The sequence below is a fragment of the Paraburkholderia bonniea genome, from assembly GCF_009455625.1.
GTDB lineage: Bacteria > Pseudomonadota > Gammaproteobacteria > Burkholderiales > Burkholderiaceae > Paraburkholderia > Paraburkholderia bonniea.
In genome coordinates this window covers 1,614,567-1,636,149 of the sequence record NZ_QPEQ01000001.1, presented here as the reverse complement: position 1 = coordinate 1,636,149, position 21,583 = coordinate 1,614,567, and the positions used below count along the sequence as shown (strand labels likewise).

Sequence of the window (21,583 nt, the reverse complement as noted above, 5' to 3'; positions counted from 1 at the left end):
TCCCGAGGGACGCGTCTGGCGGCGGCTTAGTCCCGCTTATTGAGGTTGCTTATTGAGGTTGCTTATTGAGGTTGCTTATTGAGGTTGATAAATCGAATCAAACACGCCACCGTCAGCGAAATGCGTTTTTTGCGCCTGGGTCCAGCCTCCGAACGAATCATCCACCGTGTACAGCTTCAGCTTTGAAAACTTCGCGGTAAGGGCTGTGGGCACCGAGGCCGATCGTGGGCGGTAGAAATTGCGCGCCGCGATCTGCTGGCCTTCATCGCTATAGAGGAAGTTCAGATAAGCCTCTGCGAGCTTGCGTGTGCCGCGCTTGTCGACCACTTTGTCGACCACCGCGACAGGTGGTTCGGCCAGGATGCTGACCGACGGCACAACAATTTCAAACTTGTCCGGGCCGAATTCTTTCAACGAGAGGAAAGCCTCGTTTTCCCATGCGATCAGCACATCGCCAATATCACGCTGCACAAAGCTGGTCGTGGCCCCGCGTGCGCCTGAATCGAGCACGCCTGCGTTTTTGTAGAGCTGGGTCACGAATGCTTTGGCTTTTTGTGCATTGCCACCAGGCTGGTGCTCGGCATAAGCCCATGCCGCGAGATAGTTCCAGCGCGCACCGCCTGAGGTTTTCGGATTCGGTGTGACGATCGACACCCCTGGCTTCACCAGATCGTCCCAGTCACGGATATGTTTGGGATTGCCCTTGCGCACCAGGAACACGATGGTCGAGGTATAGGGCGAGGCGTTGTCTGGCAAACGCTTTTGCCAGTTTTTATCGAGCAGGCCCTTGCTGGCGAGCGCGTCGATGTCATAGGCCAGCGCCAGCGTCACGACGTCGGCCTGAAGGCCATCGAGCACCGAACGCGCCTGCGCCCCCGAGCCACCATGCGATTGCTTGAAAGTAATGGATTCGCCGGTTTTGGCCTTCCAGACCTTGCCAAACGCCTGGTTGAAATCCTGGTACAGCTCGCGGGTCGGGTCGTAAGAAACATTCAGAAAAGTCGTATCAGCCGCGTTCGCTGGCGCGCTGAGCACGACGCTCGCAGTCGTGGCCACGGTTGCCATCACGCCTAGCGTCAGCGCCCCAAAAAGCTGGCGCAGCCTGCCTGCCAAGCCTGTGTTTCGATAGACCATCGTGGTTCTCCGAGTCGTATGTCGTATGCCGTATTGGGGAGCGCCGGGAACCGCACGGTTTCGACGCCAGGCCAGTCTATCCATGCAATCTCATAATTAAAAAGAATGTTTTTTCATTCTTTAATACGCAAAAGTGGTTATGGGGGCGGGAGTGGGTGACGGGTTCTGGCATCCGTGCCAGTCTGGAACCGGCCCGGATGCGGCGCAGATAGTGCTCAGGCCATGCCCAGCGGGCTATTGGACGGTTGGACCTTGCGTTGCCGCACACGAACTTAAAGTAAAGCTTGAATTGCGCCGAATACTGTATAAAAATACAGCCACCTGTCTATCCATACAGTACTTCTATGATCAAACTCACCGCACGTCAGCAGCAGGTCTTTGAACTCGTTCGCCGGGCTATCGAGCGCACAGGTTTCCCTCCCACACGGGCCGAAATCGCAGCTGAACTGGGTTTCAGCTCAGCCAATTCGGCTGAAGAACACCTCCGGGCGCTGGCGCGCAAGGGCGTGATCGAACTGGCCGCTGGTGCCTCGCGCGGCATCCGGCTGCTGCAAGGTCCCAACCCGCACGACACGCCACACCAGTTCACGCTGCCCCATGCCAGCCTGATGCAGCTCTCACTGCCGCTTATCGGCCGGGTCGCGGCGGGCAGCCCGCTTCTTGCACAGGAACACATCTCGCAACACTACGCATGCGACCCAGCGCTCTTTTCCAGCCAGCCTGATTACCTGCTGAAAGTGCGCGGACTGTCGATGCGTGACGCCGGCATTCTGGATGGCGACTTGCTGGCGGTACAAAAAAAGAGTGAGGCCAAAGACGGCCAGATCATCGTCGCGCGGCTCGGCGACGACGTCACAGTCAAACGTCTCAAGCGCCGGCCCAATGGCATCGAGCTGATCGCTGAGAACCCCGATTACGACAATATTTTTGTTCAGGCTGATAGCGCGGAATTTGCGCTCGAAGGCATCGCCGTCGGGCTAATCCGGCCCACAGAATTCTGACCGCCGCTCTGGAGACCCTCATGGAACGTCTTGCCCGCTTGTTGCCTCGTGCGCTGTCTGAGTCGCTGTTTCGTTCACGGCCTTTTTCGCTGGTTTTTTCGCCGCTTCTTTCACAGTCTCGTTCACTGGCTGCCGAACGATTTGACCGGTTCCGTCGCTTTGCTCGCTTGAATCGTCCTGGCCATCGTCCTGGCCTCCGTTCTGGCCGCCGCCCTGGTCTCTTTAGTCATCTGCATGCATTGCGCAAGCTAGTGCCATGTCTGCCACCCAAGCTGACCCATGAAGCCACTGCCCGGCTGCCGCGGCTCGAACCAGCATTACCGGCTGACGCACGGCCGCTGCAATCAACGGCTCCCGCGTTCATGAGGGTGTCGCTCAATACCGGAATCAACCAGGAAGCGGCCAAACGCGCGCCGGTCCGGGTGTATCACAGCGCATCGAGACTCATCATGGTGGGCACATTCGATGCCGTCTGCCGGATGATCGACCATTGCATCGAAGAAGAACGGGTGGCCATGCAACATGCGGCAGCGCTCAAGTAATCAAGTCAATCTGGCGCGATATCACCGCGAAATAAACAACATCCAATGCAAAGCAGTCCGGCAATGCGGGCTGCGGCTGAAACCTGTACTTCCCTGTACTTCCCTGTACTTCCCTGTACTTCGCCTCTCTGATGGTTGATCTGCATCCGATATTCGAGGGCCATTCAGGTGTGGCTGTTTTCACGCCACGCCTGAATCCTCCCAACTAGCACTCAACCCGCGACTTGTTCCTCTACCGGCTCCTGGGTTGCGTCCAGTTCGGCCTTTGACGCACACGCGACCAGAATGCTGCACGACACACGGTCAAGTAACGGTGTATTGCCCGCTCCCATCCACCAGCGCGCCAGCCCTGTTCGGCAACGATGTCCGACCACCACCAGATCGACCTCCAGTTCATTGGCCAGGCGAGCAATTTCATCGACCGGATGACCAAAAGCGAAATGCCCTTGCACCTTCACGCCACGTTCACTCAGCCAGTCAACACCTTCCTGGAGGATCTCCCTCGCGCTTTTTTCAAAGCTGTTGCAGACCACATCGGTCAGCATTCCGGCGCTTTGCGCGATGCTTGAGCGCATATCGACCACTGACAGCAGATGCGCTTGTGCTTTCAAGTCCAGCACCAGATCAGCGCCACAACGCAGCGCCTTGCGACCTTCGCGTGTGCCGTCGTAACACAGCAATATTTTTTTATAACTTGTCATGCTTTCCTCCCATCCACGCCCATCGCGGACCTCGTCGCCATCATGGTGGAGCCCCATGTCATGTGCAAGCCATGAAAACACTGACTGAGTCAGGCCCCTGGACCCGTCGCGGCGGCCTGGTCTGACGCGAACCTGGGCCAAGTTTGAACCCAGCCTAGCCCGGACAGGATCTAGCGCAATTCAGCCAATGCGCCGTCTGGCCGATAGCCTAGAATAGACCGCCGCTCACCAGCCCCATTTGCCGGAAAACCGCACCACGCCATGTCTATGTCTAATGCCTCGATTGATTTCCAGCAGGTCCACAAGCATTTCGGCGAAAAAGCCGTCGTGAACAACCTGTCGTTCCATGTCCGGCCAGGAGAATGTTTTGGCCTGCTGGGCCCTAACGGGGCGGGCAAGACCACGACGCTCAAGATGCTGCTCGGGCTTACCGCGCCGGATGCCGGAACCATTCGTCTGTGCGGCGAGCCCATTCCGGAGCGCGCCCGCTTTGCCCGCATCCGGGTTGGCGTTGTGCCTCAATTTGACAATCTCGATCCTGATTTCACCGTACGGGAAAACCTCGTGGTTTTTGGCCGCTACTTTGACATTGGCACGAGTGCCATGCAGGCACTTGTGCCCACCCTGCTCGAATTTGCCCGGCTTGAAAGCAAGGCCGATGCACGTGTCGGTGAGCTTTCAGGGGGCATGAAGCGGCGGCTCACGCTCGCGCGGGCCCTGGTGAATGACCCCGACGTCCTGATCCTGGACGAGCCCACCACCGGGCTTGATCCACAAGCGCGCCACTTGATCTGGGAGCGGCTACGCTCATTGCTGACACGCGGCAAAACCATCTTGCTAACCACCCATTTCATGGAAGAAGCCGAACGGCTATGCCATCGCCTGTGCGTGATTGAAGAAGGCAAAAAAATTGCTGAAGGCGCACCGAACGAGCTCATCGCATCTGAAATCGGCTGTGATGTGATCGAAATCTATGGCCCTGATCCGGTTACGTTGCGCGCCGAACTCGCACCATTGGCGGAGCGCACCGAAGTCAGCGGCGAAACACTGTTTTGCTACGTGAAGGATGCCCAGCCAATCCAGAGCCGCCTCGCGCAACGAACCGACTTACGCTATCTGCATCGTCCGGCCAATCTGGAAGACGTTTTCCTGCGCCTCACCGGCCGTGAAATGCAGGACTAGTGCAGGACTAACACCTGGGATCAAAGCGCAGAATCAAAACCTGATTCCTGACTCCTGATCCCACCCGCGACACCGCCAGCCAGCCCTTCTGGCGTCAACCCACGGACCACCCGCACGATGAACACCTCTTCCGAAATGGCTCCCAGCAAAAACCCTTCGTTTAATCAGATTCTTGCAGCGCTACCGGTCAGTCCGACCCGATGGATCTCCGTCTGGCGGCGCAATTATCTGGTGTGGCGCAAGCTGGCTATCGCGTCGATGTTCGGCCACCTGGCGGACCCGATGATCTATCTATTCGGGCTAGGGCTGGGGCTCGGGCTAATGGTTGGCCAGGTAGACGGCGTGTCGTATATCGCCTTTCTCGCAGCAGGCACGGTCGCCTCAAGCGTCATGACATCGGCCAGTTTCGAGTCGATGTATTCGGGGTTTTCACGCATGCACGTGCAACGCACCTGGGAGGCGATCATGCATACGCCGCTCACGCTCGGTGACATCGTGCTGGGCGAAGTCGTCTGGGCTGCCAGCAAAGCGGGGCTGTCAGGGGCGGCGATTATGCTGGTGGCTGGCGTGCTCGGCTACGCGAGCTTCCCGTCCATGCTGCTGACGCTGCCAGTCATCATCTTGACCGGGCTGGCATTTGCCAGCGTGGCGATGATCGTGACCGCACTCGCGCGTTCTTACGATTTCTTCATGTTTTATCAAACGCTGGTGCTCACACCGATGCTGCTGCTCTCGGGGGTGTTTTTCCCAGCCGCCCAGTTGCCAGCGGCGTTGCAACAGATCATGCAGTTTTTCCCTCTGACTCACGCCATCGCGCTCATCCGGCCTGCCATGCTTGGCCGGCCGCTCGAACACGCAGCGCTGCATCTCGCCGTGCTCGCCGCCTATGCAATCGTTGCGTTTTGTATTGCAGCTGTGCTGTTTAGACGCCGCATGATGCGCTAAACGCCGCGCAAGGCGGCGTTTAGCGTTGGGTACTGAAGTGCTGCAAGTGCTGCGCTGATGATGAACACAACACGGCGTTCAGTCTTCGTCATCAGTCCACGGAATATCCACATCCGAAATAAACGCCACTGTCGCAAACGGGCCGCCTTCCTGGCGGCCAATTTTCCCGTCGGCACGCTGCCATTCCACCCGGAACACCGTACCCGGATCCGTCGCCAGCAAGCGGATCGTGCGGACTTCATCTGGATCAGATTCTTCCACCGGGCCATCGAGCGAGATCAGCAGCTTTTGCGGCCACAGGCCATCTGCCGGATCGTAAATGCGGTCGCCATCAGGCACCAGCGTGAACGCGTCGACGCCAATTGTCGCGGAGGCTTCCGTAATCATTTTGCCCAGCGCGCGGAGCAAAGCCGTCGCCCGTGCTGAGTTCGCCTGACGGATCGCCAGATCGCCACGCGTGAGCGCCTGTTCCAGCTTCGGATTGGTTTTTTGTTGCGCCATTCGATATCCCGAGTTCAATCGTTCGATGGTGAGCGGCCCGCCGTCTTCAGGGCACGCCAGCCTGTGTCAGTCTGAGGGCGGAATCGTACCACTGGTGTGTGTCATTGCCCCAGCGCTCATCCACCCCGCCCCTGCCGTGCCGCCATATAAATCGCAGCGTGATTTCCGTGACCGTGCCTTCCTGCTTCCTGCTTCCTGCTTCCTGCTTCCTGCTTCCTGCTTCCTGCTAATAGAAATAGATCCAGGCAACTACAAACAAATGCAGACGCCAGGACCGTGACGGCTTCACGCCTCGTCTCTGGCTGCACCACTTAAAATCCCAGCACGATTGCCAGCCCCGCCGCGATCAGCCCAAAGCCCACCACCGCACTTGCCACCAGCAGCAAAAGACCCGGCGCAAACGAGCGTGCAAGCATCACCAGCGAGGGCACGCTAACGGGCGGCAAGGTCAGCAGCAACGCAGCGGCAGGCCCTACGCTCATTCCAAGCGAAAGCATCGCCTGAACAATCGGCACCTCGCCCGCAGTCGGAATCACAAACAGCATGCCCGCCACCGCCAGACCGAGAATCCAGCCCAAGTGGTTAGTGACCTCTGGGCCGAAATGCGGAAAAAGCCAGGCGCGGGATGCGCCAAGCAACAAAATCAGCACGAGATACTCCGGCACCAGACGCCATGTCATCCGCGCGCAGAGGCCCATCCAGCGGACAAACACATGGCCAGCCAGACCAGCGGCATGCGCCTCGATCTGGGCTATCTGTCCGGCCAGAGGTGCGGCCAAAGGTGCGGCCAATGCGCCGTCCAGCACAGCTGGTCTGGACAAACGGCTCAGCCGGTTCGCCAGCGCACCAAGCCCAAACACCATCAACGCACCCAGCACCAGCCGCAGCACCGCCCAGTGCCAGCCCAGCACGAAAGCCATAAAAACCAGCGTCGCCGGATTCAGCATCGTGTTACCGAGCCAAAATGCGAGCGCGCCGCCAGGCGACGCTTTTTGCTCGCGCAAGCCAGCCACAACGGGGGCAGCGCAGCACGTGCACATCATGCCGGGAATGGCCAGCAAGCCGCCCGCCGCCACACTGCCAAAACCCGTGTGACCGAGCACCCGCACAATCCAGCGGGCAGGCAGCAACACCTGCACCGCCGAGCCGAGCAGCAAGCCCAGCACCATCGCTTGCCAGATCGCCCGGCCATAGCGCCACGCATAATCAAGCGCGGCAGCCAGCGATGGCTCAGGTGAGCGCGCCTCCGCCCCCAGCAAAATCGACTGGCCAATCGAGTGCGTCGCGGCCGCATTCAATGCCCGCTGGTAATACGGAAACCATTTCACATAAAAAAGCCCGCACACGGCCAGCAATAAAAAAATCATCCAGTTGCGAATAACAAAGGATTGCCGGATGGCATTCATGAAAAACTCTCGTCAAAGCGGAACGGACACTACGCCGAAGCCGCAAATTGTGAACGATTTTTCACTTTTGAAATTTAAATTAATTCGCTTAATCCATTCAGCCGAGGCGAAATGCATTTGCCACACCGATATAATGGCGCACGCTTTCTCCCCCTTATCTGGCGCATTGCACCAGCAGAACAGCAGCATGGTGCAGCGCATGCCTTTCGCACTATCCGATATGCAAAAAATCATCCTGCCACTCGTGTCTGGCTTCCTCGCCGCACTGTTTTTTCACGATGCCACGCTTGCGCTTTTACATACCGCCAGGCTGATTGATCCAGGTGGATTTTCAACCGAGCCTTTCGCGCCATTCGAATTACCCACCTTTATTGCCAATGCCATCTGGAGTGCGTTATGGGCCATTCCCATGACATGGCTGTTACGCATTGCACCCGAACGGCCCGCCCCCTGGATACCCGCATTTGTATTCGGCGGTGTGGTGCTCACCGCCGCCAGCGTGTTCATCATCGATCCATTACGCGGCATCTGGCCCAGTGGCAATATGCTCCCCAAGCTGTTCGTCGGCTTCGCCGCCAACGCGATGTGGGGCTGGGGCATGCTGGTTTTCATGCGCGCCTTCACCGCCGTTGAGCACGATGAGGACTGAAACTGAAACGGCTGCAACGGCTGAAGCAGCCCGGCTATTCACCGTCCCGCGACAGTTCAACCAGTTCAACCGGTTCGGCCGGTTCAGCCGGTTCAGCCGGTTCAGTCAGATAAATCACGCAGCGGATGATCGGCGGCCAGCCACGGGCTCTCGAACATCTGCGCCACCACCTGCTGCGGCACCGCCTCGATGCTGGCGAAACGCCAGTGCGGCCGCTGATCCTTGTCGATAATCCGCGCCCGGATGCCTTCGATCACGTCCCCTTGAGCGAACGTCGAACGGGTCAAATCAAGATCACGCCGCAGGCACTGCGCCATGGAACTGCTCCGGGCGCGTGTCACCGCCTCAAGCGACACCGCCATCGACAACGGCGAGCGTTCACGCATCGCGGCGGCCGTTTGCTGCGCCCATTCGGCCCAAGCGGCCCAGGCAGGTTCACCGGGCGCGGCGAGCGACGTGAAAATCTGCGCGACATCCGGCTGACCGAAATGATGCTCCAGAGCCGGCCGAATCACGGCCAGTGACGCTGTTGCAGCGGCTGAACCCGCAGCAGCCGCTGCCGTGCCAGCCACACGCCGCACATACCGCACCACATCCTGAGCCCGCTCGAACGGTTCACGTGTCAGGCCCTCAAGCAATCCAGGCAGACCAGCATCATCAAGCCAGAGATCTGCCAGCCCGGCAGTTATTGCGCTTGCACCATCAATGGTCTCGCCTGTCACCGCCAGATACCGGCCAATCGCACCCGGGGTGCGTGCCAGAAACCAGCTCGCGCCAACGTCAGGGAAAAGACCGATACGCGTCTCCGGCATCGCCATACGAGTCGAGGACGTCACCACGCGCACACCACCCGTCTGCGCCGCGCCCAGCGCAATCCCCATGCCGCCGCCCATCACGACACCCTGCATCAGCGCCAGATACGGCTTGGGATAGGTAAAAATCGCATGATTCAAACGATATTCGGCGATGAAAAACTGCTCGATCGCATCCACGTCGCCACGCTGATGCGCCTCGTACATCAAACGAATATCGCCCCCGGCGCAAAATGCCCGGGCGTGCTGGCTGCGCACCACTAGCGCCAGCACCTCAGGATCACTGCGCCACTGCTCAAGCGCCGCATGCATCGTGCGAATCATCGCGGGTGTGAGCGCATTCAGCGCGCCGGGACGATTCAGCTCGATAAAACCAATCCGGTTCGCCACATAAACCGAGACTTCGCCGCCCATTCCCGCGTGAACCGTATGTTCAGTAACAGACATGTTTCAGCCGTGAAAAAGAGAGAAAACGTACCAGCCAGGGTGGTGGTCTGGCGCTGACTGACTTCAGTTTCAGTATTCGTTCAATGCGCTTTCATCGTGGAATACAGGTTCAGCACGACCACGCCCGCAATAATCAGCCCGAGCCCAATCAGCGCAGGCAAGTCGGGGATCTGGCGATACAGCACGGCCGCAACCAGCGTAATCAGCACAATGCCTACCCCCGACCAGATCGCATAGACGATGCCGACCGGAAGGCTTTTGAGCGTCAGCGACAGGCAGTAAAACGAAATGCCATAACCCACGGTGACAACCAGCGTCGGTAACAGCCGTGAAAAACCGTCAGAGGCACGTAACGCAGAGGTGGCAATCACTTCGGCCACGATGGCGCAAGCCAGCAATAGATAAGGCGGCAGGTTCATCGCTCAGCGCCTAGACGTTGGCCAGCGCGAGCTGAGCGTAATCCAGGCCGAGATGGGTACACAGCCCTTCAACCACGAATTCATGATCGGCCCGCTGCGGCAGCCCAGAAACCGTCGCCGAGCCAATCACCCCAGCGCCTGCCACCGTCAATGGCAAGGCACCGCCATGCGCCGCGTATTCGTTGGAGCTCAGGCCATGCTTGCTGGCCAGCGTGGTGCCAGCCTGCTGCAAGCGCAGGCCCACCGCATACGAGCTACGGCGAAAATGCGCCACGACATTGCCCTTGCGGCGCGCCCAGTCAACGTTATCGGGCACCGCATCTAGCGCGCAAAAAAACAAGGGCAAACCGAACGTGCGAATGTCGATCACGATTGCATGACCCCGTGCCACGGCGAGCTCGCGTAACAGCGTCCCGAGCCGCCAGGCGACGCTGGCATCGAAATGAGGCAGCACCAGCGCTTGTTCCTGAACGTGAATTGACTGCAAATCCTGAACGATATCCATAGAAACTCAGCAAAAAACCCGCGATGAAAAGACCGTCCTCATAGACAGCGTCGTTTGAGGCGCGACGTGATGAGGCTGGGCGTGGAAGGTGTTATGGAGGTGTAGTTAAGGCAGCGAAGAGCTCGATTCTAACGCGACGCTTTTGGTGCCAGCGGGCCAGTTGCACGAGCGTTGGCATGCGGCCCGCGTGCTGCGCCACTTAGGCCATGCTGCTTGCCCGCGCAGCCGTCCCAAACGGCTTCCAAGCTATTCCAAGCGGCTTTATCTCACGCCACGGCAGCATTCCTTAAAAAGACATTGCGATGGTGGGCGTGATGTCCTATACTTCGCTCTTCGACGGACGCGGGGTGGAGCAGTCTGGCAGCTCGTCGGGCTCATAACCCGAAGGTCGTAGGTTCAAATCCTACCCCCGCAACCAAAGCTCAATAGCGCTTTACTCGATTCAGGTGTTTTTGCCCAAGCCAGTATTTTTTGGATTCTGGTTTATTTTGGCTTACCCAGTTAAGCAAAACGCAAAACCCTTCGAAATCCAGTGAGTTCGTCGCAAACCAAAGCCCGCTAATGCGGGCTTTTTGTTTTTCTGGCTTTCAGCACAGCCTCGCTGGTGCTCCAGAACAAACCTCACCGCTCTTCCCGTAAACGCCGGTCATAGCATCAGCCGCCGCACCAAACTCGGCAAGCGCGGAAAATCTTGTGCATTCCTGCGCACGCCCTTCACTCCTGCACCTTATAGCTGCGTCATCTCGAAGCGTTACTCTCTGCGCCCTGCTACTCACCGCAACAAAAAACCACCCTCTCAACCACCAGCAGCAGCCAGCGCCACCCCCGCCCTATTCACACCCCACCAACCCGCCAGGGTATTCCATTTCCCTCACCCAGCCTCAGAGAGCCAATCCCGATGCTAAACTCCCCGGCATCGCTTTTCACCCGCCCCCTCATCGCCTCCCCATGAACTTCTGCCCCGCCTGCGGCCACGCGGTTCGCCTGAGCATTCCGCCGGGCGACAACCGCGAGCGCTTTGTCTGCACCCATTGCAACACGGTGCATTACCAAAATCCACGCAATGTGGTCGGCACGATCCCAGTTTGGCAAGACACGGTGCTGCTCTGCCGTCGCGCCATCGAACCACGCCTTGGCTACTGGACGCTGCCTGCGGGTTTCATGGAAATGGGAGAAACCACTGCGCAAGCCGCAGCCCGCGAAACGCTTGAGGAAGCCGGGGCGCGGGTCGAAATCCAGTCCCTGTTCTCGCTGCTCAACGTGCCGCACGTGCATCAGGTGCATCTGTTCTATCTCGCGCGCCTGCTCGATAACGACGTTGCAGCGGGTGAAGAAAGCCTCGAAACCGGCTTCTTCAATGAACACAATCTGCCTTGGGACGAACTCGCCTTTCCCACCGTGAGCCAGACGCTGCGCCATTTCTTCAGCGACCGCGCGGCAGGCCACTACGCGTTGCACACGGGAGATATTTTCCGCACGTTGCGCGAAGGCTGAGTTCGCCCAGATGATTACCTGGCTCCGCCCCAACGATCCCTTTCCGCCAGTCAAGCGCGCGCTGGGTGCCTCAAGCGGTGCACCTGGCCTGCTTGCCGCCAGCACCGAGCTCTTGCCCGCGCGGCTGCTCGACGCTTATCGGCACGGCATTTTTCCGTGGTATTCAGATGGCCAGCCGGTGCTCTGGTGGAGCCCGGACCCGCGCATGATCCTGCGCCCCAGCGCATTCAAAGTATCGCCCTCGCTGCGCAAAACACTGCGCCGCGTGGCGCGCGACCCAGCATGGGAAATCCGCGTTGACCACGATTTCGCTGCCGTAATGCGCGCCTGCGCCCAAGCTCCACGTCAAGGCCAGGATGGCACATGGATCACCACGGCGGTCATTGATGCTTATTCCGCGTTGCATCGCGCAGGCTATGCGCATAGCGTCGAAACCTGGTACAACGGCGTGCCCGTCGGCGGTCTGTATGGCGTGTCGCTAGGCCGGATGTTCTTTGGCGAATCCATGTTCGCGGCCATGACCGATGCTTCGAAAATCGCCCTCGCCGCATTGGTTGGACACTTGCGCCAGCACAAAGTGGAGGTGATAGACTGCCAGCAAAATACGGCCCACCTGGCCTCATTAGGTGCCCATGAAATCACCCGCACCACCTTCATCGAACATGTGCAGGCCTCAGTAGAGGCGGAACCGATTCCCTGGCGCTTCGACCAGACCATCCTGCTAGATTTTTTGGCCAGCCAGGCGAGTCAAAGCTAGAACTAACACCAGCATCCAGCCCGGCTGAACACTCAAGAACCTGCACAAGAACCCTCACGTAACCTCCAGCCCATCGTCCTCCGGCCGGTGTTGCGTGAATCGAAAGAGACGCTTCAAGCGCTGCCAACGTGACTCATCTAAACGAGCTGCCGCTGTCCACGTTGCAGTTTTATGCAACGGCCCCCTATCCGTGCAGCTATCTGGAAGGGCGCATCGCTCGCTCGCAAGTCGCCACCCCAAGCCATCTCATCAATACCGAGGTCTACGCCGGTCTCGTCAAATCGGGCTTCCGGCGCTCCGGTGTGTTTACCTACCGGCCGTATTGCGATGGTTGCCGAGCCTGTGTGCCGGTCCGCGTGCCAGTCGCACAGTTCAGCCCAAACCGCACGCAAGGCCGTGTCTGGAAACACAGCAATCTGGTGGCCACCGTCTCGCCGTTGCTGTATGACGAAGTGCATTACATGCTGTACATGCGCTATCAGTCAGCACGGCATGCAGGTGGCGGCATGGACCGGGACAGTCGTGAACAGTACGAACAGTTTCTGCTGCAAAGCCGGATCAATTCCCGTTTAGTCGAGTTCCGCGAACCATGCGCAGATCAACCTGATGAACCGGGCCTGCTGCGGATGGTCAGCATGATCGACATCCTTGGAGATGGCCTCTCGTCGGTCTACACGTTCTTTGAGCCAAACGTGCCGCATACCAGTTTCGGCACGTACAACATCCTCTGGCAAATCGCCCTGGCGCGCAGCCTGAATCTGCCGTATGTCTATCTGGGTTACTGGATTCGTGACAGCGCCAAGATGGCCTACAAGGCGAATTTTCGGCCGCTCGAAGGCTTGATCGAAGGCGTCTGGGGCCCGCTCGACCTGGCATCCTCCGCCAGCCGGTAGCGCATCACCAGCAGCGATGGCTCATGTCACCGCCATCACCGCGGCGCTGACACCGCCGCGCGCCCCCCGTCAGTCCATCAGCCCCGTTAATCCCATTAATGCCGGTAGAATGCGGCGTCCTCATTACTAGCCTTTCGGCTTTATTCCGTGTTCAGCTCCCTCTACCCGTTGGTCCGCCGTCAACTTTTTCGCATGGATGCGGAAGAGGCCCATCACCTGACACTGCGTCTGCTTGGCGCGGCGGGCCGCACCGGGTTGGCACGGGCGCTTTGCGCGCGTGTGCCCGATGCGCCTCGCACCGTGATGGGCTTGACGTTTCGCAATCCGGTGGGCCTTGCGGCCGGGCTCGATAAAGATGGCGCGTGCATCGACGGGCTCGCCGCGCTTGGCTTTGGCTTTATCGAAGTCGGCACCGTTACACCACGGGCCCAGCCAGGCAACCCACGGCCGCGCATGTTTCGCCTGCCTGAGGCGAATGCGCTCATCAACCGGATGGGCTTTAACAATGCGGGCGTGGACCAGTTTGTCAAAAACGTCCAGGCCGCGCGGTACTCCGGCATCCTCGGGCTAAACATTGGCAAAAATGCCGATACGCCGCTGGAACGCGCGGCTGAAGATTATCTGTACTGCCTCGAACGGGTGTACCCGTTCGCCAGCTATGTCACGGTGAATATCTCTTCGCCCAACACGAAAAACCTGCGCCAGTTGCAAGGCACAGATGAACTCGATGCGTTGCTCGGCGCGCTCAAGGACAAACAGCAACGGCTCACCGACCTGCACGGCAAGCTCGTGCCACTGGCGCTGAAAATCGCCCCGGATCTCGATGACGAACAGATCAAGTCGATTGCCTCGATCCTGCTGCGGCATCAGTTCGAAGGCGTCATCGCCACCAACACCACACTGTCTCGCAGCGCTGTCGAGGGCCTGCCGCATGCCAACGAAGCAGGTGGCCTGTCGGGCATGCCGGTGCGTGATGCGTCGACTGAAGTCATTCGCAAGCTGCACGCCGAAGTCGGCAGTGCGGTGCCGATCATCGGCGTCGGGGGTATTTTCAGTGGTGCCGATGCCCACGCCAAAATCGCGGCAGGCGCGTCGCTAGTGCAGTTGTATACCGGCTTTATTTATCAGGGACCCGCACTAGTCGAGCAATGCGTGCGGGCACTCGCTTAACCTGTGCCCGGTGGCATATAGAAATAATCGAGGAGTATTTATATCTCAATAGCTTTTTCTTTATGATTCGCATGCTTTAGCTTCCTGGACCAGCCTAAAAAAGGAACACCATGACATTTCATTTATTGAAAAAACTGCTGACCACCGCACTGCTTGGTGTGGCTTTCATCGCCGCCACCGGTGCCCACGCCGAAGACCTGCTCGACCAGGTCAAGCAACGCGGCACATTGCGTGTGGGTCTCGAAGGAACCTATCCACCGTTCAATTCGAAAGCGCCTTCTGGCGAACTGGTTGGCTTCGAAGTCGATATGGCCAAGGCCATCGCCGCCAGGCTCGGCGTCAAGCCCGTCTTTATCACGACCGAATGGAGCGGCATCATCGCTGGCCTGCAGGCAGGAAAGTTCGACACGATTGCGAATCAGGTTGGTATCAACGAGGTCCGCAAACAGTCGTTCGATTTCTCACCGCCTTATACCTATTCCGCCGCGCAACTGGTGCAACGCAAGGACGACACGCGCGCGCTCACCTCGCTTGAGGCGCTAAAGGGCAAAAAGCTCGGCGTCGGGCTCGGCACCAATTACATGGATATGGCCAAGTCAGTGCCTGGCATTGACGTGAAAACCTATCCCGGCACGCCTGAATATCTGCGCGACCTGGCAGCGGGCCGTCTGGACGCGGCGCTCGCCGACCGCCTGATGCTGGCTTACATACTCAAAACTTCGCCAATGCCGCTGCGGACCGGAGCGCTGATTGGTCCAGGCATTCCGTCAGCGCTACCGTTCAAGAAGGGCAATCCGAAGTTCGCCAAGGCACTCGATGCCGCCATGGCCGAGCTCGAACAAGATGGCACCTTTAGCAAAATTTCCATGAAATGGTTTGGCATCGACGTGACCAAACCAACGCCTCAGTAAAGCAAGCCTCATTCTTCTCAAGGGCGGCCTCGTAGCAACGATGCCGCCCTTTATTTTTCATGCCCCGTTATGATGTGCGCTTCGCAGCGTGCGCTGTTTGTTGCCGTGTCGCCCCATGCCCATCACTTCTCTGCTGCTCCAGTCGTTCCCGCTGCTTATCCAGGGCGCATTGCTGAGCGTCAAGTTCGCGGTACTATCGATGTTTTTCGGCCTGCTCGCTGGCGCGGCACTCGCGCTGATGAGCATCAGCCCCATGCGCAGCCTGAACTGGCTGGCGCGAATCTACGTGAGCCTGATGCGCGGCACGCCACTGCTGGTGCAGATCTTCGTGATTTATTACGGCTTGCCCAGCCTCGGTATTTCACTAGAACCCACCCCAGCTGGAGTCATCGCACTCTCGGCCAACGTCGCGGCGTATCTGGCCGAAAGCATGCGCGGCGCGATTCTCGGCATTCATGACGGCCAGTGGCTGGCGGCGTATAGCCTCGGTTTGTCACGAAGTCAGACGCTGCGCTACGTGATTGCACCCCAGGCACTGCGCATCGCCGTGCCAAGTCTGTCGAACAGCCTGATTAGCCTGGTTAAGGACACTTCGCTGGTTTCAGTGATTACTGTCACCGAACTGCTGCGCAGTGCTCAGGAAGTGATCGCCGCAACCTACCAGCCGCTGCCGCTCTATCTCGCCGCGGCAGCCGTGTACTGGGTGCTGTGCCAGATACTCGAATGGGTTCAACGCTGGTACGAACGCCGCCTCGCGCTGCCGTCGCGGCATTAAAACCGCTAACGCTATAGCGCTCCAACTGAAGCGGGCTCCCAACTCAAGCCCAAGCGCCAATCAGTCAATCAACCTGCCAGCCAGCAGGCTAGCCGCCGATCAGCGCCAAGACAGCCGCCTGGGCTTCCTCGGGCTCATGCCGCTCAATCGCATCGGCCACGCGCCGCTGCGTCTGCGTTTGCTCGGCCCACTCCGCTTCAAGGGCACTTGCTGCCTCAGCGGAGACGACGAAAGGAGTGACCGTAAGCGCGGCGTAAATGATCTCGGCCATCTGCCTGAATAACTGGTTGCCACTGGCCGCGACAATCCGGCTATGAAATAGCGCGTGAGCCCGAGCGTGCGCTTCGTGAGCGGGCGATGTTTCGCCCAGTGCTTCGCATGCAGCGCGGATGCCGGCAATCTCAGCGGCCGTTGCCCGCTGCGCCGCCAGCGCCGCTGCGCCCGGCTCAATTAAGCGGCGCAGCTCGGTCACATCGCGCTCAAGCCGGACATCGGGTTTCATCCGGAAGCGCCAGCTCACCACCTCGCCGTCGATCATGCGCCATTCATCCACTGGCCGGATACGTGTGCCGGTTTTAGGCCGGACATCAAGCATGCCGCGTACCAGAAGCATCGTCAGCGCCTCGCGCATGACGGTCCGGCTCACGCCAAACGCTCTGGACAGAACATCTTGCGGCGGCAGTACGTCGCCGTAATGTCCTTCGACAATTCCCCTGACCAGACCTTCCATCACGGTACTGACCCGCGAGCGATCCTTGTTGTGCTGTTCCATCACATCCCCCTCAGTTGATGCGACATTGGTTTGCCAATATGACCTGCTGCCTGCCGCCTAGTTATAAACAGCCTTTTAACGCGAAAATTAATAGGTTAACTGGCTTCAAACACGCTGCGCTAGCCAGGAAACTACCTGGGAGGGTTAGCTTCAGCAATCTCCGGTGCACGGGGTAAAAAACCAAAACGGCGGGCTCACGCTACCGTGAGGCCCGCCGTTTTGGCGTTTGATGAATGGGGTCAGTGCGACATCATCCAGCGTAATCCACTCGCTTAACACCGGTATCGCTGCCCAGCAGACACAGGTTTGCGCCGCGCTGGGCAAACAAACCAACCGTCACAACACCGGGCCACGCATTGATTTGTGCTTCCAGCGCACGCGGGTCATAAATGCGCAGGCCTTTGACATCGATGATTTCATTGCCGTTATCCGTCAGAAACGGACTGCCATCCGGCTTCACCCGCACGACCGGCACCCCGCCCAGCGCCAGCACCTGACGCCCAATGGCCGTGCGTGCCATCGGCACGACTTCAAGCGGCAGCGGAAACTGGCCTAGCACCTCGACACGCTTGGAAATATCAGCGATGCAGACAAACACCGTGGCCACCGATGCGACAATTTTTTCGCGTGTCAGCGCCCCGCCACCGCCCTTGATCATCGCGCCGCGATAATCAATTTCATCGGCACCATCGACATACACTGGCAAGGTTTCGATCTCGTTCAGGTCCAACACGTTGAAACCATGAGCTTGCAAACGCGCCGTGGTCGCCAGCGAGCTGGACACCGCACCGCGGTAGCGCTGCTTCGTGGCAGCCAGCGCATCAATAAAACAGTTCGCGGTTGAGCCCGTGCCCACGCCGATCACTTCGCCTTGTGCCACGTTGGCGTTGACATAATCGGCCGCCGCTTGGCCCACCAGTTGCTTGAGTTCGTCTTGAGTCATAAAAAAGCCAGCAGGAAAAGCCGCCAGTCTACCGGAGCCCAGCGCACGTCTGACGGAATGCGTCTCACGCTGCACCATAAAAAATGGCGCAATCAATTGATTGCGCCATTTCGTCCAAGCCGGTGCTGCCAGATCAAAGCTGCCAGCGGAACATCAGCCGCGCGCTTTCGCCTTCACCGTTCGCTGCCGCACCGCCTCAAACAGGCACACGCCGCTCGCTACCGAGACGTTCAGGCTTTCGACACTGCCCGCCATCGGAATATGCATCACCTCGTCACAGGTATCACGCGTCAGGCGGCGCATGCCTTCGCCTTCGGCCCCCATCACCAGCGCCACTGGGCCATCGAACTTCGCGTCGTACAGGCTGGCCGTGGCCTCGCCCGCTGTACCCACCACCCACACGCCCGCATCTTTAAGCTCACGCAGTGCGCGTGCCAGATTGGTCACGGTGATATAGGGCACCGTATCTGCCGCCCCGCTCGCCACTTTCGCAGCGGTCGCATTCAGGCCAACGGCGCGGTCGCGCGGCGCAATCACCGCATGCGCGCCAGCCGCATCCGCAACCCGCAGGCACGCCCCCAGATTATGCGGGTCCGTCACGCCATCGAGCACCAGCAGCAACGGCGAGCCGCTAATGCCGTCGAGCAGTTCGGCCAGATTTTGTGCCAGCGGCATATCGCCAGCACGGGCCACCACACCCTGGTGGCGTTCGGTATGCGCCAGGCCCCACAAGCGGGTTTCGTCGGCCGCGATCAGGCGCACGCCCGCTTCTTTGGCCATATGCAAAAAATCCTGCATGCGGCGATCGCGCCGGGTAGCGTCGTAATAGACATCTTCAACCGACGCTGCATCGTGCCGGATACGTGCGGTAACCGCATGAAAACCGTAGAGAACCTTAAAACGTGCCATGACTAAAACAACCTTTGATTAAACGATTCATGAGGCGCTGCTGCTCGCAGCACCGGCTGCATACGGAGTAGCCGTATGCAGCTGGCGTGGTGTTCAGCGCTTTTTACGTGCTTGCGGGGCCGCAGCCTTGGTGGCCGGTTTGGCTGCGCCGTGCTTTTTGGCCGCGCCCCGTGCTTCCCGTGCTTTAGCCTCAGCCGGTGCTGCGGCAGCGGTTTTTTTGTTTCGCCCCTTGCCCGGCGAGGTGTCTGCCAGTGGCCTGACCCGGGCCCCGGCAGAACCATCGGCTTTCTCTGCCACACCAGCGCGCCCCGTTGGGGCCTTGACCGGTGTATCGCGCACCAGACGGAAATCAATCTTGCGCGCGTCGAGATCAACCCGGCCAACCTGCACCCGCACCCGGTCCGACAAACGATAGCGAATACCCGTGCGCTCGCCACGCAATTCGTTTTTGATTTCGTCGTACTGGAAGTAGTCCGCACCAAGCTCGGTCACGTGCACCAGTCCTTCGATAAATAGCGCATCCAGTTGCACAAAAATGCCAAACGAGGTGACGCTGCTGACCTTGCCGCCGTATTCCTCACCCAGCTTGTCGCGCATGAAATAGCACTTGAGCCAGGCTTCGACATCGCGCGATGCCTCATCGGCCCGCCGTTCGTTGGCAGAGCAATGCAGGCCCAGTTCTTCCCAGATCGCGGTATTCGAGCGGTTGCGGCTGCGTTTTTCATCGTCGGCCTGCTGCATCATGCGCGCGCGTGGCGACAGCGCGGTATTCAGCTCGACACCCTGCGGCGCTTCCGGCTGGTATTTGCGGCCTTGCAAAATCGCATAAATCGCGCGATGTGTCAGCAGATCGGGGTAACGCCGAATCGGGCTGGTGAAGTGTGCGTAGGCCTCGTAGGCCAGGCCAAAGTGACCGATGTTGTCCGGGCTGTAGACCGCTTGCTGCATTGAGCGCAGCAACATGGTTTGCAGCATCGGCGCGTCTGGCCGCTCGCGGATCTGCGCCATCAGTGCGGCGTAGTCGCTCGCGTGCGGCGTCTCGCCGCCACCCAGCGTCAGCGCCAGGCCGCGCAGAAAGGTGCGCAGGTTTTCGAGTTTTTCTGCCGTAGGCCCCGCATGCACGCGATACAGGCCAGGCTGCTTGTTGCGCTTCATGAAATCGGCCGCACAGACGTTCGCGGCCAGCATGCATTCTTCGATCAGCTTGTGCGCATCGTTGCGATGACGCGGCACGATCTGCTCGATCTTGCCCTGCGCATTGCAGACGATGTAGGTCTCCGTGGTATCGAAGTCAATCGCGCCGCGCTTTTGACGTGAGGCAAAGAGGGCCTTGTACACGCCATGCAGATTTTGCAGTTGCGGCAGGATCGCGGCACGCTTCGCCGCTTCAGGGCCCTTCGTATTGGTCAGCACCGCGGCGACCTCGGTGTAGGTCAGCCGCGCCACCGAGTGCATCACGCCGGGATAGAACTGGTACGCCTTGATTTCACCGCGAGCGCTAATCACCATGTCGCACACCAGCACACAGCGATCAACCTCTGGATTCAGCGAACACAGCCCATTCGACAGCTTCTCCGGCAACATCGGGATCACCCGGCGCGGGAAATATACCGATGTGCTGCGCTCAATCGCATCAACATCCAGCCCGCTGCCAGGCACCACGTAGTGCGACACATCGGCAATCGCCACGAGCAGGCGGAAACCTTCGCCGCGTCCAACCGCGATTGGCTCGCAATACACTGCATCGTCGAAATCGCGGGCATCTTCACCATCAATCGTGACCAGCGGCACATCCCGCAGATCAATCCGGTGACGGATATCAACTGGGCGGACTTCATCGGGCAGCCGGGCGGCGGCATCTAGCGCGGCCTGGCTGAACTCATGTGGCACACCGTACTTGCGCACGGCGATTTCGATTTCCATGCCGGGGTCGTCGATATCCCCGAGCACTTCGGCGACACGCCCCAGCGGCTGCGAGTGGCGGCTGGGGAAATCGGTCAGCTCGACCACCACCACCTGGCCAGCTTTAGCCTTGCGGGGGTTTTGCGTAATGAGGATGTCGTGGCCAATCCGTTTGTCTTCAGGCACCACGATCAGCGCGCCGTTCTCGTTAAGCAGGCGTCCGATCACGCGCGTATTGGCGCGGTCGGTAACCTCGACGATGTGTCCTTCCGGACGACCGCGCCGGTCATACCCTACGATGCGCGCCAGCACCCGGTCGTTATGCATGACTTTCTGCATTTCGCCGGTGGGCAAAAAGAGATCGTCCTGACCGTCATCACGAATCAGAAAACCAAAACCGTCACGGTGCCCTTGAACACGGCCCGCAACAAAGCTGGAGGGATGAGTCAATTGATAATGACCACGCGGATCAAGCCGGATCTGGCCATCGCGTTCCATCGCGGCCACACGGCGGAAGAACCCGTCGCGCTCCTGGCGTTTGATCGACAGGGCTTCAGCGATATCGTTAGCCGCCAGCGGCGTTTCAGTTGTGCGCAGCACGCCGAGGATTTCTTCGCGGCTCGGGATCGGGTACGGAAATTTGGTCAAGGGCTTGTCGATGATTTTTCTCGTTGCGTGGGACGTCAACCGGAGCGGTGACGTGGCGTTGCCGCACGTGGTGTCATGAAGGGCAGATCAGGCCTGGTTCGTACTAGGGAAATCCGATGGGCTTATGCCATCGTGCCAACGAACTGCTGCGGGGCATTCTAACAC

General features: G+C 59.4%; 22 protein-coding genes and 1 tRNA gene. 12 read left to right on the top strand and 11 right to left on the bottom strand.

Annotated elements, in window-relative coordinates:
- Positions 1 to 75 precede the first annotated feature (75 nt).
- A complete protein-coding gene (locus GH656_RS07150; RefSeq protein ID WP_153075236.1) occupies positions 76 to 1,134 on the bottom strand; it encodes a sulfate ABC transporter substrate-binding protein in 1,059 nt (352 codons plus the stop codon).
- A 344-nt stretch (positions 1,135 to 1,478) separates the two neighbouring features.
- Here GH656_RS07150 and lexA point away from each other — a divergent pair, with 344 nt between their 5' ends.
- Positions 1,479 to 2,135 (top strand): transcriptional repressor LexA, encoded by a 657-nt coding sequence (lexA, locus tag GH656_RS07145; RefSeq protein WP_153075235.1) that lies wholly within the window; start codon positions 1,479 to 1,481, stop codon positions 2,133 to 2,135.
- Positions 2,136 to 2,302: 167 nt separating this feature from the next.
- Complete coding sequence (locus tag GH656_RS18280; RefSeq protein ID WP_425495875.1) at positions 2,303 to 2,677, top strand: hypothetical protein; 375 nt, start codon at positions 2,303 to 2,305, stop codon at positions 2,675 to 2,677.
- Positions 2,678 to 2,889: 212 nt separating this feature from the next.
- Here the strand turns inward: GH656_RS18280 and GH656_RS07135 are convergent, their stop codons facing one another.
- A complete protein-coding gene (locus tag GH656_RS07135) occupies positions 2,890 to 3,378 on the bottom strand; it encodes a universal stress protein (protein ID WP_153075234.1) in 489 nt (162 codons plus the stop codon).
- Positions 3,379 to 3,639: 261 nt separating this feature from the next.
- Here GH656_RS07135 and nodI point away from each other — a divergent pair, with 261 nt between their 5' ends.
- Together nodI and GH656_RS07125 are read left to right on the top strand one after the other, a co-directional pair.
- On the top strand, positions 3,640 to 4,560 hold the full coding sequence (nodI, locus tag GH656_RS07130) for a nodulation factor ABC transporter ATP-binding protein NodI (protein ID WP_153075233.1): 921 nt from the start codon (positions 3,640 to 3,642) through the stop codon (positions 4,558 to 4,560).
- A 135-nt stretch (positions 4,561 to 4,695) separates the two neighbouring features.
- A complete protein-coding gene (locus GH656_RS07125) occupies positions 4,696 to 5,505 on the top strand; it encodes an ABC transporter permease (protein WP_153076594.1) in 810 nt (269 codons plus the stop codon).
- Between the two features lie 78 nt (positions 5,506 to 5,583).
- On the opposite strand, the gene GH656_RS07120 is transcribed toward GH656_RS07125, so the two are convergent.
- Both GH656_RS07120 and GH656_RS07115 read right to left on the bottom strand, forming a co-directional pair.
- Positions 5,584 to 6,006: a hypothetical protein gene (locus GH656_RS07120; protein WP_153075232.1), complete on the bottom strand. Its 423-nt coding sequence runs from the start codon at positions 6,004 to 6,006 to the stop codon at positions 5,584 to 5,586.
- Between the two features lie 311 nt (positions 6,007 to 6,317).
- On the bottom strand, positions 6,318 to 7,412 hold the full coding sequence (locus tag GH656_RS07115) for a permease (RefSeq protein ID WP_246184225.1): 1,095 nt from the start codon (positions 7,410 to 7,412) through the stop codon (positions 6,318 to 6,320).
- A gap of 220 nt (positions 7,413 to 7,632) precedes the next feature.
- On the opposite strand from GH656_RS07115, the gene GH656_RS07110 reads away from it, so the two are divergent.
- A complete protein-coding gene (locus GH656_RS07110; RefSeq protein ID WP_153076592.1) occupies positions 7,633 to 8,061 on the top strand; it encodes a hypothetical protein in 429 nt (142 codons plus the stop codon).
- 101 nt (positions 8,062 to 8,162) lie between these two features.
- Here GH656_RS07110 and GH656_RS07105 read toward each other — a convergent pair whose 3' ends face one another.
- From GH656_RS07105 to GH656_RS07095, 3 genes are all read right to left on the bottom strand, one after another.
- The gene (locus tag GH656_RS07105; RefSeq protein ID WP_246184224.1) at positions 8,163 to 9,320 is read right to left on the bottom strand and encodes an enoyl-CoA hydratase/isomerase family protein; all 1,158 of its coding nucleotides are present in this window, start codon (positions 9,318 to 9,320) and stop codon (positions 8,163 to 8,165) included.
- Between the two features lie 80 nt (positions 9,321 to 9,400).
- Complete coding sequence (locus GH656_RS07100) at positions 9,401 to 9,739, bottom strand: DMT family transporter (protein WP_153075231.1); 339 nt, start codon at positions 9,737 to 9,739, stop codon at positions 9,401 to 9,403.
- Positions 9,740 to 9,749: 10 nt separating this feature from the next.
- Entirely contained in the window at positions 9,750 to 10,244 is a 495-nt protein-coding gene (locus GH656_RS07095) for a heme-degrading domain-containing protein (protein ID WP_153075230.1), read from the bottom strand.
- A gap of 341 nt (positions 10,245 to 10,585) precedes the next feature.
- On the opposite strand from GH656_RS07095, the gene GH656_RS07090 reads away from it, so the two are divergent.
- The 7 genes from GH656_RS07090 (at position 10,586) to GH656_RS07060 (ending at position 16,244) form a co-directional block, all read left to right on the top strand.
- Positions 10,586 to 10,662, top strand: a tRNA-Met gene (locus GH656_RS07090).
- Between the two features lie 530 nt (positions 10,663 to 11,192).
- Positions 11,193 to 11,738, top strand: coding sequence for an NUDIX hydrolase (locus tag GH656_RS07085; protein ID WP_153075229.1), 546 nt, complete (start codon positions 11,193 to 11,195; stop codon positions 11,736 to 11,738).
- Between the two features lie 10 nt (positions 11,739 to 11,748).
- Positions 11,749 to 12,495 (top strand): leucyl/phenylalanyl-tRNA--protein transferase, encoded by a 747-nt coding sequence (gene aat, locus GH656_RS07080; protein ID WP_153075228.1) that lies wholly within the window; start codon positions 11,749 to 11,751, stop codon positions 12,493 to 12,495.
- A gap of 128 nt (positions 12,496 to 12,623) precedes the next feature.
- Entirely contained in the window at positions 12,624 to 13,388 is a 765-nt protein-coding gene (locus GH656_RS07075) for an arginyltransferase (protein WP_153075227.1), read from the top strand.
- A gap of 147 nt (positions 13,389 to 13,535) precedes the next feature.
- Positions 13,536 to 14,558, top strand: a complete 1,023-nt coding sequence (locus GH656_RS07070; RefSeq protein ID WP_153075226.1) for a quinone-dependent dihydroorotate dehydrogenase — start codon at positions 13,536 to 13,538, stop codon at positions 14,556 to 14,558.
- Between the two features lie 110 nt (positions 14,559 to 14,668).
- Positions 14,669 to 15,469 (top strand): transporter substrate-binding domain-containing protein, encoded by an 801-nt coding sequence (locus GH656_RS07065; RefSeq protein WP_153075225.1) that lies wholly within the window; start codon positions 14,669 to 14,671, stop codon positions 15,467 to 15,469.
- Positions 15,470 to 15,584: 115 nt separating this feature from the next.
- Positions 15,585 to 16,244, top strand: coding sequence for an amino acid ABC transporter permease (locus tag GH656_RS07060; RefSeq protein WP_153075224.1), 660 nt, complete (start codon positions 15,585 to 15,587; stop codon positions 16,242 to 16,244).
- A gap of 88 nt (positions 16,245 to 16,332) precedes the next feature.
- Here GH656_RS07060 and GH656_RS07055 read toward each other — a convergent pair whose 3' ends face one another.
- From GH656_RS07055 to rnr, 4 genes are all read right to left on the bottom strand, one after another.
- Positions 16,333 to 17,016: a FadR/GntR family transcriptional regulator gene (locus tag GH656_RS07055; RefSeq protein WP_153075223.1), complete on the bottom strand. Its 684-nt coding sequence runs from the start codon at positions 17,014 to 17,016 to the stop codon at positions 16,333 to 16,335.
- Positions 17,017 to 17,266: 250 nt separating this feature from the next.
- Positions 17,267 to 17,959: a ribose-5-phosphate isomerase RpiA gene (gene rpiA, locus GH656_RS07050; RefSeq protein ID WP_153075222.1), complete on the bottom strand. Its 693-nt coding sequence runs from the start codon at positions 17,957 to 17,959 to the stop codon at positions 17,267 to 17,269.
- 153 nt (positions 17,960 to 18,112) lie between these two features.
- Positions 18,113 to 18,868, bottom strand: coding sequence for a 23S rRNA (guanosine(2251)-2'-O)-methyltransferase RlmB (gene rlmB / locus GH656_RS07045; RefSeq protein ID WP_153075221.1), 756 nt, complete (start codon positions 18,866 to 18,868; stop codon positions 18,113 to 18,115).
- A gap of 93 nt (positions 18,869 to 18,961) precedes the next feature.
- Positions 18,962 to 21,418, bottom strand: a complete 2,457-nt coding sequence (rnr, locus tag GH656_RS07040) for a ribonuclease R (protein ID WP_153075220.1) — start codon at positions 21,416 to 21,418, stop codon at positions 18,962 to 18,964.
- Between the last annotated feature and the right edge of the window lie 165 nt (positions 21,419 to 21,583).